Origin of the sequence: Pseudomonas sp. (genome assembly GCF_048269965.1) — a bacterium.
Classification (GTDB): Bacteria; Pseudomonadota; Gammaproteobacteria; order Pseudomonadales; family Pseudomonadaceae; genus Aquipseudomonas.
The window spans coordinates 127034-147418 of sequence record NZ_JBLWTV010000009.1; the positions used below are offsets into that span (position 1 = coordinate 127034).

Sequence of the window (20385 nt, forward strand, 5' to 3'; positions counted from 1 at the left end):
ACTCGATTCAGGGCCGCTCGGGCGGCAGGCGGGTGGCAATGATGAAGGCTGCGAGCAAGGCTACCAGACTGGCGATGGCGAAAGTCCAGGCCGGGCCAAGGCCCTTCCAGCTATAACCGGCATACAGCGCGCCCAACGCACCGCCGATGCCAGCCAGGCTGACATAGAGCGCCTGGGCCTGGCCCTGCTGGCGGTCGGCGAAACTGCGCTGCACGAAGTGGATGCAGGCGGCGTGGAAAGCGCCGAAGGTGGCGGCGTGCATGCACTGCGCCAGCAGCAGTACCGGCAGATACTGGGCCAGGCTGCCCAGCAGCAGCCAGCGCACGGCGGTGATCAGGAAGCTGGCCAGCAACACGGCGCGCAGCGAGTAACGCTGCAGCAGCCGCGCCATGACCAGGAACAGCAGGATCTCCGCCAGCACTCCCAGCGCCCAGAACAGGCCGATGGCGCCACGGCTGTAGCCGACACCCTCCAGGTGCAGGGTCAGGAAGGTGTAGTACGGGCCGTTGCTCAGCTGCATCAGCCCGACGCTGAGGTAGAACGCGAGGATGCCGGGGCGGCGCAATTGGCGCACAAAGCCCTCCGCCTCCAGCGTACTCGGACGCAGCACGGGCTGCGCATTGGGCACCCAGAAGCTGCTGACGACGATACCGGCCATGATCACCAGCAGCGCCGCCGGATAGGCATCCAGACTCAGCCACTCGAACAGCAGGCCGAGGCCGACCACGGCGACGATGAAACCGATGCTGCCCCACAGGCGAATCTGGCTGTAGCGCGCCGCCTGCTCGCGCAGGTGGGCCAGGGTGATCACCTCGAACTGCGGCAGCACCGCATGCCAGAAGAAGGCGTGAGTGGCCATGATCAGCGCCAGCCAGGCGTAGCTCTGGCTGAAGAAGATGCCGGCGAAGCAGACCAGGGTGCACAGCGCGCCGAAACGCACGATCAACAGGCGCTGACCTGTGTGGTCACCCAGCCAGCCCCACAGGTTCGGTGCCAGGCAGCGCATCAGCATGGGAATGGCGATCAACTCGCCGATCCGCGCCGGGGAAAAGCCCAGGTGGTCGAAGTACAGCGCCAGGAACGGCGCCGTCCCCCCGAGCAGGGCGAAGTAGAAGAAGTAGAAACCGGACAGCCGCCAGTACGGCAGAGAAGCAGTCATGAGCGGCACGTTTCAAGCGGCAAGCAAAAGCTTCGGCACCACCGCTCGTGACTTGCGGCTTGTGGCTTGTCGCTCAAAGCTGACCGAGCACCGGCGTGGTGACGCGCACGTCGGCGTTCTGCCCACGGTGACGCAGCAGGTGATCCATCAGCACGATGGCCATCATCGCTTCGGCGATCGGCGTGGCACGGATGCCCACGCAGGGGTCGTGACGGCCCTTGGTGATCACGTCCACCGGGTTGCCATCGACATCGATGGAGCGTCCCGGTGTGGTGATGCTCGAGGTCGGCTTGAGCGCCAGGTGGGCGACGATCGGCTGGCCGCTGGAGATACCGCCGAGGATGCCGCCGGCGTTGTTGGAGAGGAAACGTTCCGGGGTCAGCTCGTCGCGATGCTCGGTGCCACGTTGGGCGACGCAGGCGAAACCGGCGCCGATCTCCACCCCCTTGACCGCGTTGATGCTCATCAGTGCATGGGCCAGTTCGGCGTCGAGGCGGTCGAAGATCGGCTCGCCTAGGCCCGGCATCACCCCTTCGGCGACCACGGTGATCTTCGCGCCGACCGAATCCTGGTCGCGGCGCAGCTGATCCATGTAGGCCTCGAGCTCCGGTACCTTGTCCGGGTCGGGACTGAAGAAGGCGTTCTGTTCGACGCTGTCCCAGGTCTTGAACGGGATTTCGATAGGGCCGAGCTGGCTCATGTAGCCGCGGATGACGATGCCCTGGCTGGCCAGGAACTTCTTGGCGATGGCGCCGGCCGCCACGCGCATGGCGGTCTCGCGCGCCGAGCTGCGGCCGCCGCCACGGTAGTCGCGGATGCCGTACTTGTGGTGGTAGGTGTAGTCGGCGTGGGCCGGGCGGAACAGATCCTTGATCGCCGAGTAGTCCTTGGACTTCTGGTCGGTGTTGCGGATCAGCAGGCCGATGGAGCAGCCGGTGGTCTTGCCCTCGAACACGCCGGAGAGAATCTCCACCTCGTCGTCTTCCTGGCGCTGCGTGGTGTGGCGGCTGGTGCCCGGCTTGCGGCGATCGAGGTCGCGCTGCAGGTCTTCCAGGGAGATCTCGACACCGGGCGGGCAACCGTCGACGATGGCGACCAGCGCCGGGCCATGGCTTTCGCCAGCGGTGGTGACGGTGAACAGCTTGCCGTAGGTATTGCCGGACATGGGAAGACGCTCCGCGAAATTCAGCTCAGGCCCGGCGCTGCGCAGGCCCGATTCACAAGGTGGGCGAGTATACCTGCCGATAACTTGCAGTTCACCCCGAACGGGCATTTCTAAAAACGTAAGCGAGGCAGTCAGCACAATACCGATGGCGGCCCCGCAGAAAACAGGCGAAAAGCGATCGGAGTCGCGCTCGACTTTACGGGCTGTAAATGAGCATTGACCGGGCTGGCGCTCCAGCCTGTTTTCTAACGCAGTGATGACAACGCAGCTAGTTTTTAGAAGTGCCCGAACCTTGGCCCGCGGCCAGCGTCCAATGCCAACCTGCCACTACCCTGCCCTCATCATGCTACGAGCCCTGCTCTTGTCCCTCACACTGATCACCGGCCTGGCCCAGGCCAACACCACCCAGCAATCACCCATCAGCCTCGACACCGACCAGGGCACCCTGTACGGCAGCCTGCTGGTGCCGCAGAGCGACAAGCCGGTGCCGGTGGCGCTGCTGATCGCCGGCTCCGGCCCTACCGACCGCGACGGCAACAACCCCGAGGGCGGGCATAACGATGCGCTGAAGAAGCTGGCCCAGGTGCTGGCGCGCAATGGCATCGCCAGCCTGCGCTACGACAAGCGCGGCGTGGCCGCCAGCCGCACCGCCACGCCGGACGAAAGGGACCTCAGCGTCGAGCGCTATGTGGCCGATGCCGAAGGTTGGGCCGGGTTGCTCAGGGATGACCCGCGTTTTGATCGACTGATTCTCATCGGTCACAGCGAAGGCGCGCTGATCGCCAGCCTGGCCGCGCCCGGTAGCCAGGCCGATGCCCTGGTGTCCATTGCCGGCCCCGCCTACCCCATCGGCCAGGTGTTGGACATGCAACTGGCCATGCGCCTGCCGCCGCCGCTCCTGGCCGAGAGCCGGCACATCCTCGCCAACCTGATTCGCGGCAAGCTGCAGCCCAAGGTGCCCAGGGAACTGCAAGCGATCTATCGCCCCAGCGTACAGCCCTACCTGATCAGCCTGCTGCGCCAGGATCCGGCGGAAAACTTCGCCGCGCTGCAAATTCCCGCACTGATCGTGCAAGGTACTCACGACGCCCAGGTCAGCCCGGACAACGCCGAAGCGCTCAAGCAGGCCAAACCCGATGCCGAACTGGCGATGATAGCCGGCATGAATCATGTCCTGCGCATCACCCCGGCGCCCTGGAACGAACAGCTGGCGTCCTACGACGATCCACAGCTACCCTTGGCCCGTGCGCTGGGTGAGAAGATCCTGTCCTTTATTCACTCCAGTGCTGAGGAAAATGGCCGATAACGCATCGAAGGCCACCGAACAGTACACAGGACGCCCATGAGCGAGAACCCAGCCCCGCAGGCACAGGCGCCGGATGCCGAAGCGGCGACAAGCGAAACGCCTGCCGCGCCACATCCCTGGGCGGACCTTCCAGCCGAGCAATTCAGCCTGCTGCGTCTGGCGCCGCTACCCGTCGACCGGGAAACCGGTCCCAGGCCACTGCGCTTCGTTCAGCTTGGCCGGGTGGAGCGTCACGCCAAAGACACGAGCCTGCTGCGCCTGACCATCCAGGTGCCCGGCCAGCGCCTGCATCGCCACAACAACCTGCTGGAAGTCTGGGCCGACCATCAACGCAAGGAGGTTCGCTTCGGCCCCGACAAGGGCCTGAGCGTAGAGCCGGCCAATCGTGGCCTGGGGCGCTTTCTCATGGCCCAGGGCATCGCCTGGGCACGCAAGCAGTACGCGCATTATCAGGTCGAGGGCGCCGCCTTGCCGACCAAGGACAACTTCAATGACGCCGCCCGCGCCCGCCGTGACCACGCGCTGAAGGCGCAGGGTTTCACCATCGAGTACAGCGACCCGTTGCAACTCAAGCCTTTCTACAGCGCACCGCGAGTCAGCTCGCTGCATGGCGACTGGCATGCCGAGAAGGTGCAGATCATCGAGTTGCTGGACGCCGCCGCGATGTTGCAGCAAGCCGACCAGACGCTGCAGGAGCAGGACGTCAAACTGCGCAAGCTGGAAGATCGGCTCGAGCGCCTCAAGCGCGAAGACAGCGGCCTGCGCTTCACCATCACCTGCCTGGTGGCGTTCAGCCTGTTTCAGGCCGGCCTGCTGATCTGGATCGCCACACGCTAGCGGCCCCTGGTGCGCGCGGCGCACCCTACGTCAGCCCGTAGGGTGGATCACGCTTTATCGATCCACCGTTTTGGTGGATGTAAAAACCGACATCCACCCATCCCAGCCTGTCAGCCGCAATTCCCGTTTGGCACTTGGTGCGCGCGGCGCACCCCAGGTCAATCCGTAGGGTGGATCGTGCTTTATCGATCCACCGTTTTGGTGGATGTAAAAATCGACATCCACCCTACGCCACCCTGCCAGCCGCAATTCCCGTGCGCACCGGCGGATCAGCCGTCGATGCGCGAACGAAACAGTGCCTGATGCTCGCGGCACTGCTTGGCCGCCAGCAGGAACACGCCGTGCCCGCCGCGCTGGAAGTCCAGCCAGGTGAAGTCCACTTCCGGGTACAGCGCCTCGACATGCACCTGGCTGTTGCCCACCTCGACGATCAGCACGCCGCGCTCGGTCAGGTGATCGGCCGCCTCGGCCAGCATGCGTCGCACCAGATCCAGGCCATCATTGCCGCACGCCAGGCCCATCGCCGGCTCGTGCTGGTATTCGGCGGGCATGTCGGCAAAATCCTCGGCGTCGACATAGGGCGGGTTGGAGACGATCAGGTCGAAACGCTGCCCCGGCAACCCAGCGAAACCATCGCCCTGCACACAGTAGACACGCTCCTCCAGGCCATGGCGCTCGATATTGAGGTTGGCCACCTCCAGCGCATCGAACGACAGGTCGCCCAGCACCACTTCCGCTTCAGGGAATTCGTAGGCGCAGGCGATGCCAATGCAGCCGGAGCCGGTGCACAGGTCGAGAATGCGCGCCGGCTCGGTCGGCAGCCAGGGGGCGAAATGACGGTCGATCAGCTCGGCGATCGGCGAGCGCGGCACCAGCACACGCTCATCGACGACGAAGGGCAAACCGCAGAACCAGGCTTCGCCGAGCAGGTACGCGGTGGGTACACGCTCTTCGATACGGCGCTCGAGCAGCGCCTGCAGATGAGCGTGCTCGTCGTCTTCCAGGCGGCAATCGAGGTAGGCGTCGGAAATTTCCCAAGGCAGGTGCAGCGCACCGAGCACCAGTTGGCGCGCTTCATCCCAGGCGTTGTCGGTGCCATGGCCGAAGAACAGTTGCTCGGCCTGAAAGCGGCTGACAGCCCAACGGATGTAATCACGCAGGGTGCGTAAACGGGTAGTGAGAGCAGTCACGGGCGGCCTCCGGGTGAAAAGTGCGGAAGTTTAGCCCAGTGCGGGTGGCTAGCGCATGAATGGCGGATCAACCAGTGTTCATGAGCGCTCGCGCTTCTTGCGCAAAGCCTGGTCATCAGGACGACGCAGCTCGCGCAGAACCGCGATGGCCACGGCGATGGAGAACAAAAGCCAGAAATGCGGGGAAAACTGCGACAAAAGTGACATGGCAACTCCTTTTGCGTACGACCCTGACTCCTTCAGGGCAGTTCCGATTCTGCTCCGGCAAAATGCACCGAGCAAGCCTTGGCGCAGATAGAGGTTCACAGAGCGCTCTGGCAAGCGGACAATGGCACATCATCACCATCAGCCAGGAGCCCGAGATGTCCCATCCGCAAACCATGTTCCAGCTCACCGGTCGTGGCCACGCGCCGGCCAGCCTGAACAATGCGACCCTGCTGATCATCGATGCCCAGGAAGAATACCGCAGCGGCGTACTCGCGCTGCCGGGCCTGGACCCCGCGCTGGCAGAGATCGCCAGCCTGCTGGCAGCAGCGCGCAGTGCCGGTGCCGACATCGTTCACGTCAAACACCTCGGCATTCCCGGCGGCCTGCTCGACCCCAGCGGTCCGCGCGGTCGTCACCTGCCGGAAGCGGCCCCGCTGGCTGGCGAGATCGTCGTGGAGAAACGCCTGCCCAACGCTTTTGCCGGCACCGAGCTGCATGATCGCCTGCAGGCGCTCGGCCATCTCGATCTGATCGTCTGCGGCTTCATGACCCATTCCAGCGTCAGCACCACGGTGCGCGCCGCCAAGGACTATGGATATCGCTGCACCCTGGTCGATGCCGCCTGCGCCACCCGCGACCTGCCTGCAGCGGACGGCAGCGTGATTGCCGCCGCCGAGGTACATCGCATCGAGATGATCGCGCTGGGCGACAACTTCGCCACCCTGGTGCCGCACGCCAAATCGCTGGTGTGAAGCCTGTAGCAGTTATCGCCAACGCTGCGGAACCCGGACGCGACCAGTCGGTCGTAGCAGCGATAAGCCAAAGGAAATCGGAATGAAGCTGTCCGACGATTTCGATGCACGCCGCTTGCGCCCACGCCAGCCGAGAAACTGGCGCCTGCGTATCGGAGCCGGCCTGGGCGCCCTGCTCGCCACTTTCGGCATTCTCTTGTCGATGGCGGGCATCGCCTCACTCGCAGGCCGCGCGCCCGTGCTGGGTACGCTCAACGACTCCACCGGCGAGGCCATCGTTCTGCTACTGCTCGGCCTGTTCCTGTTGTGGGCCGGCATCGCATTCTGGCGTCGCTGCCGCAGACGCCTGCGTCGCCCCAGCGACCTGAGCCTGTCGCCATCACTGATGAAAAAGCGCGACTGATCGCCTGAAAACACAGCGCCCACAACTGTAGGAGCTGGCTTGCCAGCGATACTTTGCGCTGACAGGATCAGTGATCGCCAGCACGCTGGCTCCCATGAATTGGTCTTTCTACGCTTACAGCGCCCGGCATTTGGGTAAAATGCCCGCCTGTTTCGCGGAGCCACCGATGCAAGACGACGACTTTTCCCTGTTCCAGGCCGAGCTGCGCGGCGTCAAGCCGATCAAGCACGACCGCGCCGACACCGGCAAACCCAAAGCTGACCGTACACGGTTCAACACCCTGCGCCAGGCTGCGACCATCAGCCAGGGCGAGACCAAGGTGGACGGGCTGTCAGACCAGTTCGTCATCGACGTCGGCGCCGAAGACCCGTTGTATTGGGCCGGCAACGGCGTGCAGGACGGTCAGATGCGCAAGCTCAAGCTGGGCCAGATCCCCTTCGACGGCAGCCTCGACCTGCACGGCATGAGCGTCGAGAAGGCGCGCGATACGCTGTGGGAGTTTCTCGCCGAAGCCACCAAGCTGGAGATTCGCTGCGTGCGCGTCACTCACGGCAAGGCAGTGCGCATGGACGGACGCAAACCGATGATCAAGAGCCATGTGAACACCTGGCTGCGCCAGCATCCGCAGGTGCTGGGTTTCAGCTCCTGCCTGGCCAAACACGGCGGCACCGGCGCGGTGTACATCATCCTCAAGCGCACCATGATGGATGGTCGCGACGAGTAATGAGATAACCGCATTGGCGCCTGGCACTCTTGTCAGGCCCTTGTCGGCGCCCTACCCTGCGCCCACTCGATACCCAACAGGATTTTCCATGTCCCTGGAACAACAGTACACCGCGATCCTCGGCCAGCTTGGCGAGGACGTTACCCGTGAAGGCCTGCTGGACACGCCCAAGCGCGCCGCCAAAGCCATGCAGTACCTCTGCCGTGGCTACCAGCAGACGCTGGAAGAAGTCACCAACGGCGCACTGTTCAGCTCCGACAACAGCGAAATGGTGCTGGTCAAGAACATCGAGCTGTACTCGCTGTGCGAGCATCACCTGCTGCCGTTCATCGGCAAGGCTCATGTCGCCTACATTCCCAACGGCAAGGTGCTCGGCCTGTCCAAGGTGGCGCGCATCGTCGACATGTACGCGCGGCGCCTGCAGATCCAGGAAAACCTCAGTCGGCAGATCGCCGAAGCGGTCGAGCAGGTCACCGGTGCACTGGGCGTGGCAGTGGTCATCGAAGCGCAGCACATGTGCATGATGATGCGCGGCGTGGAGAAGCAGAATTCCTCCATGGTCACCTCGGTGATGCTCGGCGAGTTCCGCAGCAACCCGGCGACCCGCGGCGAATTCCTCAATCTGGTTCGCTGAGCCAGCCTCTGGACGACGGCCGCTCACTTGGCTGAACGGCCATCGCCCCGTTAGCGTGAAAGTCGCGCAGCGACGCCCTCCTCGATGCCCTTCGCCCTCCGGGAGGCAGCTCCCGCTCCCGGCGGGAGTACTGCATTCACCACATCCCTGTGGATCAAGGTGGCGCGAAGCGCCGGATGAGGGCGGTCATGCCACGAAGATCTTCATCATTATTTGGAGTGCCGCTCGCGGCACGCCCGTTCAGGAGTTAGCAACATGTTGCTCAAAGCCCTTCGTATCGGCCTGGGCCAGCTCGTCATATTCGTCGACTGGATCAGCCGCCCGCGCAAGCTCAAGCGCAGCCCCGAGGCGCAAGCCGAAGTCGAGCGCGCCACCGCCGACCTGGCGCTGTACCAGTTCCACGCCTGCCCGTTCTGCGTCAAGGTGCGGCGCAGCCTGCATCGCCTCAACCTGCCGGTGCAGTTGCGCGACGCCAAGCACGATGCCGAACACCGGCAGGCGCTGGAACAGCACGGCGGCCGCATCAAGGTGCCGTGTCTGCGCATCGAGGAAAACGGTCAGAGCACCTGGCTGTACGAATCCAAGGCGATCATCGCCTATCTGGATCAGCGTTTCGCCGGTTGAGGATCGGAGGGGCTGCGGTGCGCACGGCGCACCCTACGGTTCGTGTCGACGGATGCAGGGTGCGCCGTGCGGCTCTGCTGGTGCGACCGAGCATGGTCAGAACGTAGGGCGGGTGAAACCCGCCAGAGCGCTGCACCCTCCACAGCCGATGCATCGCCAAGACCGATGAAAAGAGCGTCATCCACCCTACCCGGACGCAGGTCAGCGCCGCACCAGCCGACATCGTCGGGTGGATCACGTTTCATCGATCCACCGTTGCGGTGGACCGTAGCCCGGATGCAATCCGGGAGCCTCGGAGCTACCCTGCACCGATCATTTCGCGGCTGAAGCCGCTCCTACAGGATCGGCGCATCTTCGCCTCCCCTGCAGGAGCGAGCGCTGCTCGCGAACAGCGCCCTAGGGTTCGATACCGTAGGCCTTGAGCTGGTCGAGGAACTGCGCTTCGTCCAATACCTTAACCCCGAGCTCGCTGGCCTTGGCCAGCTTCGAGCCAGCGCCCGGCCCTGCGACGACGCAATGGGTTTTGGCTGATACCGAGCCGGCCACCTTGGCACCGAGGCTTTCCAGCTTCTCCTTGGCCACGTCGCGACTCATCACCTCCAGGGTGCCGGTCAGCACCCAGGTCTGCCCGGCCAGCGGCAGGCCTTCGGCGACCTTCTTCTCGCTTTCCCAGTGCATGCCGAAGTCACGCAATTGCTGCTCGATGGCGCGGGCAAGAGTCTGATTATCTGGGTTGGCAAAGAATGCTCGCAAAGATTGCTTGGCCTTCTCGTTCACCCCCGACAAGGTGTTCAGCTTCAGCCATTGCCCATCGGCATCCTTGTCGACTAGCTTCGCCACCTCAATCAGCGCATCTAAGGTTCTGAAACGCTCAGCCAATTTCTGTGCAGCACCGGGGCCAACACTCGGGATGTTCAGCTTGTCGAGCATGCCGCCGAGGGTAGCAACCGCCGAGAACTCGGCGCTCAGTTCGCCCTCTTCCTGCAACTCGAGGCCGCACTCGCCGAGCAAGGCGCTGATCACCTGCTGGTTATGCGCGTCCTCGAAGAAGCTGTGGATCTCATGCGCCACCTCCAGACCGATGTCCGGCAAGTAGGTGAGCACCTGGGGCAGCGCCTGACGCACGCGCGCCAGCGAGGCCAGGGAGCGCGCCAGCACCTTGGCGGTTTCCTCGCCCACATCGGGGATACCGAGCGCGTAGATAAAGCGCGCCAGCGTGGGCTTGCGGCTATCGGCGATGGCCGCCAGCAGCTTGTTGCTGGAGACCTCGGCGAAGCCTTCCAGGCCGATGATCTGCTCGTACTGCAGCTTGTACAGGTCGGCCGGTGAGGCGATCAGCTTCTCGTCCACCAACTGCTCGATGGTCTTGTCGCCGAGACCTTCGATGTCCATGGCGCGGCGCGAAACGAAGTGAATGATCGCCTGCTTGAGCTGCGCCTGGCAGCTCAGACGACCGACGCAGCGATACACCGAACCTTCGCTGAGCGACTCCTTGCCCTTGCTGCGCTTGACCAGTTGCGTGCGCTCCACCGCCGAGCCGCACACCGGGCATTGTTCGGGGATATGCACGGGGCGCGCATTATCCGGGCGACGCTCGGGCACCACCGCCATTACCTGCGGGATCACGTCACCGGCGCGGCGGATGATCACCGTATCGCCGATCATCACGCCCAGGCGCGCCACTTCGTCCATGTTGTGCAGGGTGGCGTTGGCCACCATGACGCCGGCCACCTTGACCGGATTCAGCCGCGCCACGGGCGTGACCGCGCCGGTACGGCCGACCTGAAATTCCACGTCGAGCAGCTCGGTCAGCTCTTCCTGCGCCGGGAACTTGTGGGCGATGGCCCAGTGCGGGGTGCGTGCGCGAAAGCCCAGCTGCTGCTGATCCTCGATATTGTTGACCTTGAACACCACGCCATCGATGTCATAGGCCAGGCTCATGCGCCGCTCGCCGATATCACGGTAGTAGTCCAGGCAAGCTTCCACGCCCTTGGCCAGTTTCAGCTCACGACTGATGGGCACGCCCCAGGCCTTGAGCTGCTGCAGCATGGCCACCTGAGTGCCCGGCAGTTCGCCGCTGACCTGGCCGACACCGTAGCAGCAGAACTCCAGCGGACGGCTGGCAGTGATCTTCGGATCGAGCTGACGCAGGCTGCCGGCGGCGGCGTTACGCGGGTTGGCGAAGGTCTTGCCGCCGCTCTCGGCTTGGCGCGCATTGAGCTCCTCGAAGCCGGCCTTGGGCATGAACACCTCGCCACGTACTTCCAGCACCTGCGGCCAGCCCTCGCCCTGCAGCTTGAGCGGCACGTTGCGGATGGTGCGTACGTTGCTGGTGATGTCCTCGCCGGTACTGCCATCACCGCGCGTGGCGCCGCGCACCAGCTGCCCGTTTTCGTAACGCAGGCTGACGGCCAGGCCATCGAGCTTGGGTTCGCAGCTGTACTCGACCTCGGCACCGCCACCAAACAAATCGCCGCCCTGCATACCGAGGCCGTTCTGCACGCTGCGGTCGAACGCGCGCATGTCGTCCTCTTCGAAGGCATTGCCGAGGCTGAGCATCGGCACTTCATGGCGCACCTCGCCAAAGGCGCCGAGCGCTTCACCGCCGACGCGCTGGGTCGGCGACTCCGGTGTCACCAGCTCCGGATGCTCGGCTTCCAGCGCCTGCAGTTCGCGGAACAGGCGGTCGTACTCGGCGTCGGGCACGCTCGGTTCGTCCAGCACGTAGTAACGGTAGTTGTGCGCGTCCAGTTCGTTGCGCAGTTCGGAAATACGGTGGGCGGCGTCGGTCATGCTCGGTCTCTCAAACGAAAAGAGCAGCCTCGGCTGCTCTTTTGCAATGCACTGGTGTTTCAGCGTTTCTGGGTCAGTTGCCGGCGCTCGAATTCGACGATGCGCTGGCGGTAGTGTTCGATGGTTTGCGCAGTCATCACGCTGCGCTGGTCGTCCTTCAGCTCACCGCCCAGTTCATGGGCCAGCTTGCGCGCCGCAGCGACCATCACGTCGAAGGCCTGCTTCGGATGACGCGGGCCGGGCAGGCTGAGGAAGAAGCTCACCGCACGGGTGCTGAAGCCTTCGATGTCGTCCAGATCGAAAGTGCCTGGCTTGAGCGCATTGGCCATGGAGAACAGCACCTCGCCGTTGCCTGCCATGCTCTCGTGACGGTGGAAGATGTCCATCTCGCCGAAACGCAGGCCGCTTTCAAGAATGTTCTGCAGCAGCGCCGGGCCCTTGAAACCGAAGTCGTCGCGGGCGACCACGTTGATTACCAGCACCTCTTCCACCGGCGCAGCATCGACAGCCGGCCTGGTGGCTTTCTTGGGTTCAACGGGTTGGTCATCGACCGGGTTGAGCAAGGTCGGTACCGGCTCATCGACAGCCAGATTGAGGTCGCCCTGCTGAGGCTCGTTGCGCGGACGACGCGGCAGGTCCTTGGCAGTCATCGAGGGCAGGTCGTCTTCATCCAGTTGCGGCTCGTGGTCGCGTTGCACCACACGCGGTGTACTGAGCAGATCCGGATCACTGTCGTCGTCCGACATGTTGGCGAAGCTGCGGTCAAGCCTGAACTTGAGCTTGCCCTTGCCTCCGCGCATACGGCGCCAGCCGTCGAACAGGATGCCAGCGATAACGATGATGCCAATAACGATCAGCCACTCGCGCAGACCGAATTCCATGAAATACCTGACCCTTAAAAATTCTGGTGAAAAAAAGATCCAATCAAACGGATCACAACTCGACTATAAAACGCGGCGCCAACTTCATGTTCTATCTGACGTTTTCCGCGTGTAACAAAAGTGGGCAATAAGCTAGCACGACGAAAGGCAACTTTACACAGGCAGCCACACAAGCTTTTGCCGTATTCAGTTAATCTCGCGGCGCACTGCCATCACGCCTCCACCATCGCCAGCGCCTCCTCGACATCCACTGCCACCAGACGCGAGCAACCCGGCTCGTGCATGGTAACCCCCATCAACTGATCGGCCATTTCCATGGCGATCTTGTTGTGGGTGATGTAGATGAACTGCACCGTTGCCGACATCTCCTTGACCAGCCGCGCATAGCGCCCGACGTTGGCGTCGTCCAGCGGTGCATCCACTTCGTCCAACATGCAGAACGGCGCCGGATTGAGCTGGAAGATGGAAAACACCAACGCCAGGGCGGTCAGCGCTTTCTCTCCACCGGAGAGCAAATGAATGGTGCTGTTCTTCTTGCCCGGGGGCCGCGCCATGATGGTTACACCGGTATCGAGTAAATCTTCGCCGGTGAGTTCCAAATAAGCGTTGCCGCCACCGAAAACTTTTGGAAAGAGTGCCTGCAAACCACCATTGATCTGATCGAAGGTGTCCTTGAAACGATTGCGCGTTTCCTTGTCGATCTTGCGGATGACGTTTTCCAGGGTTTCCAGCGCTTCGACCAGATCCGCATCCTGCGCATCCAGATAGCGCTTGCGCTCGGACTGCTGCTGATACTCGTCGATGGCCGCCAGGTTGATCGGCCCGAGCCGCGCGATGCGTGCGGCCATGCGCTCCAGTTCCTCTTCCCAGGTGCTTTCCGTGGCCTCGGCCGGCAGCGTGGCGATCACCCCGTGCAGGTCGTAGTTGTCCTCGACGAGCTGATCGGCCAGCGCCTTGCGCCGCACGTTGAGCGATTGCCAGTCCATGCGCTGTTGCTCCAGCTGGCTGCGCAGCAGTTGCGCCTGCTGCTCGGCCTGGGTGCGGCGCTTCTCGGCATCGCGCAGTTCGCGATCGGCATCTTCCAGCGCCAGACGCGCCTGACGCAGTTCGTCGTCCACCGCCATGCGCCGCTCGAGCAGCTCCTCGAGCTTGATGCGCAGTTCTTCCAGCGGCGCTTCGCCCTCCTCCAGGTTCAGCGACAGCTGCTCGCGCCGCTCATGCAAGCGCTCGGCCTGCATTTCCAGACGCTCCAGCGCCTGGCGGGTGGAGTCGTGCTGCGCCTTGAGCGAACCGACGCGCACCGCCAGTTGATGCGCATGATCCTTGTGCTGACGCGCGTCCTGGCGCACACGATCGAGGCGCTCACGCAGGCTGTCGCGGCTGGCCAGCAAGCTCTCGCGCTGTTCATTGTCCAGCGCCATGGCGTCCAGTGCGTCCTGCAATTGCAGGCGCGACTCGCCCAGTTGTTCCTGCTCGATCTCGCGCTGCTCGGCCGCTTCCTGCAGCTCGTCGTGCAGACGGCGACGGCGCAGGCCCAGTTGCTCGGCCTTGGCCTGGCTGGCGGACAGCCGCGCCTTCAGCTCACTCAACTGACGCGCCAGCTCCTGGCCCTGACGGCGCTGCTGCTCACGTTGTTCCTCCTGGCGACGCTGCTCTTCGCGCAGCGCCAGCAGGCGTTCATCCAGCTGCGCCAGGGCCGCTTCACGCTCCTCGCGCTCCAGCTGCAGGCGTTCCAGCTCCTGACCGCGCGCCAGCACGCCGCTATCGGATTCCGCGGCGCGACGCACGCGCAGGAAGTGCCGGCCGACCCAGTAGCCGTCGCGGCTGATCAGGCTTTCGCCCTCGGCCAATTGCGAGCGAGCCGCCAGCGCCTGCTCCAGGGACTCCACCGGGCGCACGCCGGCCAGCCAGGGCGACAGGTCGTGGCTCGACTCGACCTTGTCCAGCAGGCTGCCGGCGCGGCGCGCGCCGCCCTTTACGGGACTGGCCAGGCGCAGCTCGCCCTGCTCCAGCACCGAGAAATCCAGCCCGGCGAAATCATCCAGCAGCACCGCCTGCAGATCGGCGCCGAGCACGGTTTCCACCGCCTGCTCCCAGCCAGCCTCCACGCGCAAGCCTTCGGCCAGACGCGGGCGCTGCAGCAGGTTCTGTTCACGTAGCCAATCACCCGCGCCCTGCCCAGGATCGAGCGCTGCCTGTTGCAGCGCCTCCAGCGAAGCCAGGCGACCGTTCAGCCGCTGCAGCTCACCCTGCGCCTGCTGCTGGGCCTGGCCGGCCTGCTGCAGTTCCTCGCGCAGTTGCTGCAGACGCTCGGCCTGCTGCTCTTCGGCCAGCTGCAGGGCTTCCTGCTCCAGCTCACCCGCAGCGAGCTGTTCGTTCAGTTCGAGAATGGCGGCATCTTCGGGGTCGGCCGCCAACTGCTGCAGTTCTTCGCCCAGACGGCGCTGGCGTTCGGCCAGGCGCTCCAGGCTCTGCTCCAGTTGGGCGATGCGCGACTGCTGCACCTCGGCCTGGCGACGCGGCTCGGCGCTGCGCTGGTTGAAGCCGTCCCACTGCTCCTGCCAGCCGTGCATGGCGGCCTCGGCCTCTTCCAGGCTGGCGGCGGATTCCTCGGCGGCGGCGGCGGTCATCTCCTGCTCGGGCAGGAGCATCTCCAGCTCTTCGCCGAGAGTGGCCAGCAGGGTACGGTCGTGACCAAGGTGGGATTCGGTTTCCAGGCGCGCCTTTTCCGCCTCGCGCAGGTCATCCTGCAACTGCCGCAGGCGCTGCTGGCCGTGCTGGATGCTCTGCTCGACGCGGGCGATATCGCCGCCCACGGAATAGAAGCGCCCCTGCACCAGATTGAACCGCTCGCTCAGCTCATGATGGCCATCGCGCAGGCGCTCGATGCTGGCATCGGCGCTGCGCTGCTCGGCCACCAGGGCCTCGAAGGCCACTTCCTGGTCGCCGATCACCTGCTCGCGACTGCCGACCTGCTGGTTCAGGCTCTGCCAGCGCAGGGCCAGCAATTGCGCCTTGAGCTGGCGCTCCTCGGCCTTGTATTCCTGATATTTCTCTGCCGCCTGGGCCTGGCGATGCAGGCGCTCGAGCTGGCGTTCCAGTTCTTCGCGCAGGTCGCTCAGGCGCTCCAGGTTTTCCTGGGTACGGCGGATGCGGTTTTCGGTCTCGCGGCGACGCTCCTTGTACTTGGAGATGCCGGCGGCTTCCTCGATGAAGTTGCGCAGTTCCTCGGGCTTGGCCTCGATCAGCTTGCTGATCATGCCCTGCTCGATGATCGAGTAGCTGCGCGGGCCCAGACCGGTGCCGAGGAAGATGTCGGTGATGTCGCGGCGCCGACATTTGGTGCCGTTGAGGAAGTAGGTGTTCTGGCCGTCGCGAGTCACCCGACGGCGAATGGAAATCTCGGCGAAGGCGGCGTATTCGCCCACCAGCGAATTGTCGCTGTTGTCGAAGATCAGCTCGATGGAAGCCTGGGTCACCGGCTTGCGCGTGTTGGAGCCGTTGAAGATGACGTCGGTCATCGACTCGCCACGCAGGTTCTTCGCCGAGCTTTCGCCCATCACCCAGCGCACGGCATCGATGATGTTGGACTTGCCGCAACCATTGGGCCCGACCACCGCCGCCATGTTGCTGGGGAAGCTCACCGTCGTCGGATCGACGAAGGACTTGAAGCCGGCCAGCTTGATGTTCTTCAGGCGCATCGGGGCTCAGCGCTCGGCCAGGGTCGCCAGCACCAGCTGGCAGTTGTGCTGACCATAAGCCTGCAGCACCTCGCGCGCGCGCGCGTGGTCACGGGCGATGATCGCCTGCAGCAGACTGGCGAAGGTGCCCATGAACTGGCCCATCTCGCCTTTGCGCCGCTCCAGCGCCAGGTGATAGGTGCGACTGATGGCCGGCAGCAGATTCTCCAGGGTTTCCTGCAGATAGGGATTGTCGGCGAAGGGAAAGGCCGCACGCATCACGTCGAAGCTGCTCTCGACGAAGGCGCCGATATCGCCGCGCTCCAGACTGGCCAGCAGGCGCTGCTGGATATCGACGAAGGGCGCCAGGTCGGTTTCCACCTTCCAGCGCTCGATCACCGCACGCGCCAGCATGATGTAGAGCTCGATGGTCAGCGCGTAGAGGCTGGTGACGTGATGCGGGGTCAGTTCGCTGACCTGGGCACCACGGCGCGGCAGGATCACGATCAGGTGGCGACGTTCGAGAATCAGCAGCGCTTCGCGCACCGAGCCGCGGCTGACGTTGAGGGCCTGGGTGACTTTCTGCTCCTGGATGCGCTCACGCTCCTTGAGCTCACCGCGAATGATGCGTTCGGCCAGGTGATGGGCAATTTGCTCGGCGAGGCTGTCCGGGGCCTTGAATGTCATGACATTCCTTATTTGCGTCGATCCAGGGGCAGGCGGTCGAGTCTGGGAGCCCCGTCACGGCTGGGCGGGAGCAAGAAAATCTGGCGGCGAGTGTAACACAGGGTGTTACCCCGCCAAGCGTCCCCACAGGGCACTTTCCGTTCTAAAGATTGGTCGTGGGCATCTGTCCATGAAAATGGATTGTCCTACAATCTGAGATAAGCCCCGCGACAGCAATGACCTGGAGAATTCGATGTTCGAACGCCTGCCTTCACACTGGATGCTCGCCCTGAAAAAGGTCGGCTACTGGATCTGGCTGATCCCGGTACTGGGCATCCCGCTGAGCTATCACTGGTCACAGGGCAGCGCCCATGCAGACGCCTGGCCCTGGCTGGTGATCGGCGTGGTGTTCGGCGTGATTCCCCTGCTGGACTTCGTCGTCGGTCGCGACCCGGCCAACCCGGATGAGCGCGACGAAGTGCCGGCCCTGGAAGCTCAGGGCTACTACCGCCTGCTGAGCCTGGCCACGGTGCCGCTGCTGCTGGCGATGCTGGTGTGGAGCGGCTGGGTATTCGCCACGTACGAAGGCTGGAGCTGGGTCGGCAAGCTCGGCTGGGTGCTGTCGGTCGGTACGGTGATGGGCGCCATCGGCATCACCGTGTCGCACGAGCTGATCCACAAGGACGCACTCCTGGAGCAGAATGCTGGCGGCCTGCTACTGACAGCGGTGTGCTACGCCGGCTTCAAGGTGGAGCATGTGCGCGGCCATCACGTTCACGTCTCCACGCCCGAGGATGCCTCCTCCTCACGCTTCGGCCAGAGCCTCTATGCCTTTTTGCCCCACGCCTACAAGCACAACTTTCTCAACGCCTGGAAGCTGGAGGCCGAGCGTCTCAAGCGGCGCGGCCTGCCGGCACTGCACTGGCGCAACGAGCTGATCGGGTGGTACGCCATCAGCGCGCTCATGCTGCTCGGCTTCACCCTCGCCTTCGGCTGGCTGGGCGCCCTGTTCTTCCTCGGCCAGGCGTTCATCGCCTTTACCCTGCTGGAGATCGTCAACTACGTCGAACACTACGGCCTGCACCGGCGCAAGCTGGATAATGGCCGCTACGAGCGCACCAATGCGCACCATTCCTGGAACAGCAATTTCCTGCTGACCAACCTGTTTCTCTTCCACCTGCAGCGCCACTCCGACCACCACGCCTACGCCAAGCGCCGCTACCAGGTGCTGCGCCATTTCGACGACAGCCCGCAGCTGCCCAATGGCTATGCCGGGATGATCGTGCTCGCGGTGTTCCCACCGCTGTGGCGCGCCGTGATGGACCCCAGGGTGCGCGCCTACTACGCCGGCGAAGAGCACCAACTGAGTGAGTCGCAGTTGACGTAAGCCTCCTGCTCCAGCAACCCCGGCTGCGCAAGCTCCCGGGGTTTTGCTTTTGCAGGGTGTCGCGGGGCCGCCCAGGCTGTGCGCACCAGTGCTGTGCCATGTGTACCCGTGGTCATTGGTGCGCGCGGCGCCCCCCCCTTCGGCCCCCTGGCAGAGCCCTCGCAGGCATGAAAGTCACCCAGGGTGCGCCATGCGCACCAACCATTCGCCGCCGAACATTTGTGCGCGAGGCCCAGGCAGCCCCGCGACATCCTGCGTAACCCCCGCAGCAGAGCACTCGCTGGCACGAAAACCGCTACGCTCAGAGCATCAATCCCGCCCGCCGCGCTGATAACTGAAATGCATGACAAGAAGCTGACCACGAGGTCAAATATTTGTTGACCCAAAAGTCAGAAAACTCTAGATTGCCCCCATGGCCAATCACGCCCGGACCTTGCAATGCGTGCGCATTACCCGGCGAGCCACCGATTCATAACAATAAAGTGCCTGGAGGTCGTCCTTGATCCAGTTTTTACTCAACCGGGAGCTGCGCACCGAGCATGCCCTGGACCCCAACGTCACCGTGCTCAACTACCTGCGTGAACACGTCGGCAAAACCGGAACCAAGGAAGGCTGCGCCTCCGGCGACTGTGGTGCCTGCACCGTGGTGGTCGGTGAGCTGATTGGGGAGCGCGTGCGCTATCGCACCCTCAACTCCTGCCTGACCTTCGTCTCCAGCCTGCACGGCAAGCAGCTGATCACCGTCGAAGACCTCAAGCACCAGGGCCAACTGCACAGCGTGCAACAGGCAATGGTCGACTGCCACGGCTCGCAGTGCGGCTTCTGCACACCCGGCTTCATCATGTCGCTGTTCGCCCTGCAGAAGAATTCGAAGGGTTATGACAAGGGCGCAACGATGGAGGCCCTGGCCGGCAACCTGTGCCGCTGCACCGGCTACCGCCCGATCATCGATGCCGCCGAGCAGGCCTGCTGCCAGAAGCAGCCGGATCAGTTCGATGCCTTCGAAAGCAACACCGTGGCCCAGCTCCAGGCCATCGCCCCGCGTGAAACCGCCGAGCTCAACAGTGGCGACAAGCGCTGCCTGGTGCCGCTGACCGTGGCCGACCTGGCCGACCTCTATGCTGCCAACCCCGAGGCACGCCTGCTCGCCGGTGGCACCGACCTGGCCCTGGAAGTCACCCAGTTCCACCGTGAACTGCCGGTGATGATCTACGTCGGCCACATCGAAGACATGAAGCGCATCGAAGTAACCGACAGCGCCATCGAAATCGGCGCTGCCGCAGCGCTGTCCGACTGCTACGAAGCGCTGTCGCGCGAATACCCGGACTTCGGCGAACTGCTGCATCGCTTCGCCTCGCTGCAGATCCGCAACCAGGGCACCCTGGGCGGCAACATCGGCAACGCCTCGCCCATCGGCGACGCTCCGCCGCTGCTGATCGCTCTTGGCGCGCAGATCGCCCTGCGCCAGGGCAACACCCGGCGCATCCTGCCGCTGCAGGACTACTTCCTCGATTACAAGGTGACCGCGCGCCAGGAAGCCGAATTCATCGAGAAGATCATCGTGCCGCGTGCCCAGGCGAATCAGGCGTTCCGCGCCTACAAGGTCTCCAAGCGCCTGGACGACGACATTTCCGCCGTCTGCGCCGCCTTCAACCTGACTATCGTCGAGGGCGTGGTCACCGCAGCGCGTATTGCCTTCGGCGGCATGGCCGCCATCCCCAAACGCGCCAGCGCCTGCGAAGCGGCACTGGTCGGCTCGGCCTGGTACCCGGGCGTGATCGAACGCGCCTGCGCCGCGCTGGGTGAAGACTTCACCCCGCTGTCGGATTTCCGCGCCAGCAAGGAATACCGCCTGCTCACTGCCCAGAACCTGCTGCGCAAGTTCTTCCTGGAGCAGCAGTCGCCCGAGGTCGAAACCCGGGTTACCGCTTACGCCTAAGAGCCTGTTCTAAGGGCGCAGTGAATTGATACGCCGCC

17 protein-coding genes are annotated in these 20385 nt (G+C 64.1%); 9 read left to right on the plus strand and 8 right to left on the minus strand.

Annotated features, from left to right (window positions below; all coding sequences use genetic code 11):
• Positions 1 to 7: 7 nt before the first annotated feature.
• The gene (locus ACN0X6_RS12940; protein ID WP_417704422.1) at positions 8 to 1159 is read right to left on the minus strand and encodes an MFS transporter; all 1152 of its coding nucleotides are present in this window, start codon (positions 1157 to 1159) and stop codon (positions 8 to 10) included.
• A gap of 73 nt (positions 1160 to 1232) precedes the next feature.
• Positions 1233 to 2324, minus strand: a complete 1092-nt coding sequence (gene aroC / locus ACN0X6_RS12945) for a chorismate synthase (protein ID WP_417704424.1) — start codon at positions 2322 to 2324, stop codon at positions 1233 to 1235.
• A gap of 313 nt (positions 2325 to 2637) precedes the next feature.
• On the opposite strand from aroC, the gene ACN0X6_RS12950 reads away from it, so the two are divergent.
• Positions 2638 to 3630, plus strand: coding sequence for an alpha/beta hydrolase (locus tag ACN0X6_RS12950; RefSeq protein ID WP_417704426.1), 993 nt, complete (start codon positions 2638 to 2640; stop codon positions 3628 to 3630).
• A 36-nt stretch (positions 3631 to 3666) separates the two neighbouring features.
• Positions 3667 to 4467: a hypothetical protein gene (locus tag ACN0X6_RS12955; protein ID WP_192981653.1), complete on the plus strand. Its 801-nt coding sequence runs from the start codon at positions 3667 to 3669 to the stop codon at positions 4465 to 4467.
• Between the two features lie 269 nt (positions 4468 to 4736).
• Here ACN0X6_RS12955 and prmB read toward each other — a convergent pair whose 3' ends face one another.
• Positions 4737 to 5657 carry a 50S ribosomal protein L3 N(5)-glutamine methyltransferase gene (gene prmB / locus ACN0X6_RS12960; RefSeq protein ID WP_417704428.1) on the minus strand — a complete coding sequence of 307 codons (921 nt, stop codon included), beginning with the start codon at positions 5655 to 5657 and terminating at the stop codon, positions 4737 to 4739.
• Between the two features lie 78 nt (positions 5658 to 5735).
• Complete coding sequence (locus ACN0X6_RS12965; RefSeq protein ID WP_417704430.1) at positions 5736 to 5864, minus strand: hypothetical protein; 129 nt, start codon at positions 5862 to 5864, stop codon at positions 5736 to 5738.
• A gap of 155 nt (positions 5865 to 6019) precedes the next feature.
• Between ACN0X6_RS12965 and ACN0X6_RS12970 the strand changes: the two genes are divergently transcribed.
• The 5 genes from ACN0X6_RS12970 (at position 6020) to ACN0X6_RS12990 (ending at position 9001) form a co-directional block, all read left to right on the plus strand.
• Positions 6020 to 6616: a cysteine hydrolase family protein gene (locus ACN0X6_RS12970; RefSeq protein ID WP_417704432.1), complete on the plus strand. Its 597-nt coding sequence runs from the start codon at positions 6020 to 6022 to the stop codon at positions 6614 to 6616.
• Positions 6617 to 6698: 82 nt separating this feature from the next.
• Positions 6699 to 7019, plus strand: a complete 321-nt coding sequence (locus tag ACN0X6_RS12975; protein WP_417704433.1) for a hypothetical protein — start codon at positions 6699 to 6701, stop codon at positions 7017 to 7019.
• Positions 7020 to 7185: 166 nt separating this feature from the next.
• A complete protein-coding gene (locus ACN0X6_RS12980; protein ID WP_417704435.1) occupies positions 7186 to 7743 on the plus strand; it encodes a Smr/MutS family protein in 558 nt (185 codons plus the stop codon).
• Positions 7744 to 7831: 88 nt separating this feature from the next.
• Positions 7832 to 8377, plus strand: coding sequence for a GTP cyclohydrolase I FolE (folE, locus tag ACN0X6_RS12985; protein WP_075748315.1), 546 nt, complete (start codon positions 7832 to 7834; stop codon positions 8375 to 8377).
• Positions 8378 to 8632: 255 nt separating this feature from the next.
• Positions 8633 to 9001, plus strand: a complete 369-nt coding sequence (locus ACN0X6_RS12990; protein WP_017679224.1) for a glutathione S-transferase N-terminal domain-containing protein — start codon at positions 8633 to 8635, stop codon at positions 8999 to 9001.
• A 396-nt stretch (positions 9002 to 9397) separates the two neighbouring features.
• Here ACN0X6_RS12990 and ligA read toward each other — a convergent pair whose 3' ends face one another.
• The 4 genes from ligA to ACN0X6_RS13010 form a co-directional block, all read right to left on the minus strand.
• Entirely contained in the window at positions 9398 to 11794 is a 2397-nt protein-coding gene (ligA, locus tag ACN0X6_RS12995) for an NAD-dependent DNA ligase LigA (RefSeq protein ID WP_417704438.1), read from the minus strand.
• Between the two features lie 59 nt (positions 11795 to 11853).
• Positions 11854 to 12675: a cell division protein ZipA gene (gene zipA, locus ACN0X6_RS13000; RefSeq protein ID WP_160017678.1), complete on the minus strand. Its 822-nt coding sequence runs from the start codon at positions 12673 to 12675 to the stop codon at positions 11854 to 11856.
• A 212-nt stretch (positions 12676 to 12887) separates the two neighbouring features.
• Positions 12888 to 16376 (minus strand): chromosome segregation protein SMC, encoded by a 3489-nt coding sequence (gene smc / locus ACN0X6_RS13005; protein ID WP_417704440.1) that lies wholly within the window; start codon positions 16374 to 16376, stop codon positions 12888 to 12890.
• Positions 16377 to 16382: 6 nt separating this feature from the next.
• Positions 16383 to 17042 (minus strand): GntR family transcriptional regulator, encoded by a 660-nt coding sequence (locus tag ACN0X6_RS13010; protein ID WP_417704442.1) that lies wholly within the window; start codon positions 17040 to 17042, stop codon positions 16383 to 16385.
• Between the two features lie 232 nt (positions 17043 to 17274).
• Here ACN0X6_RS13010 and ACN0X6_RS13015 point away from each other — a divergent pair, with 232 nt between their 5' ends.
• Positions 17275 to 18408, plus strand: coding sequence for an alkane 1-monooxygenase (locus tag ACN0X6_RS13015; RefSeq protein ID WP_417704444.1), 1134 nt, complete (start codon positions 17275 to 17277; stop codon positions 18406 to 18408).
• A 499-nt stretch (positions 18409 to 18907) separates the two neighbouring features.
• Entirely contained in the window at positions 18908 to 20347 is a 1440-nt protein-coding gene (gene xdhA, locus ACN0X6_RS13020) for a xanthine dehydrogenase small subunit (RefSeq protein ID WP_417704446.1), read from the plus strand.
• The last annotated feature ends 38 nt before the right edge of the window (positions 20348 to 20385 follow it).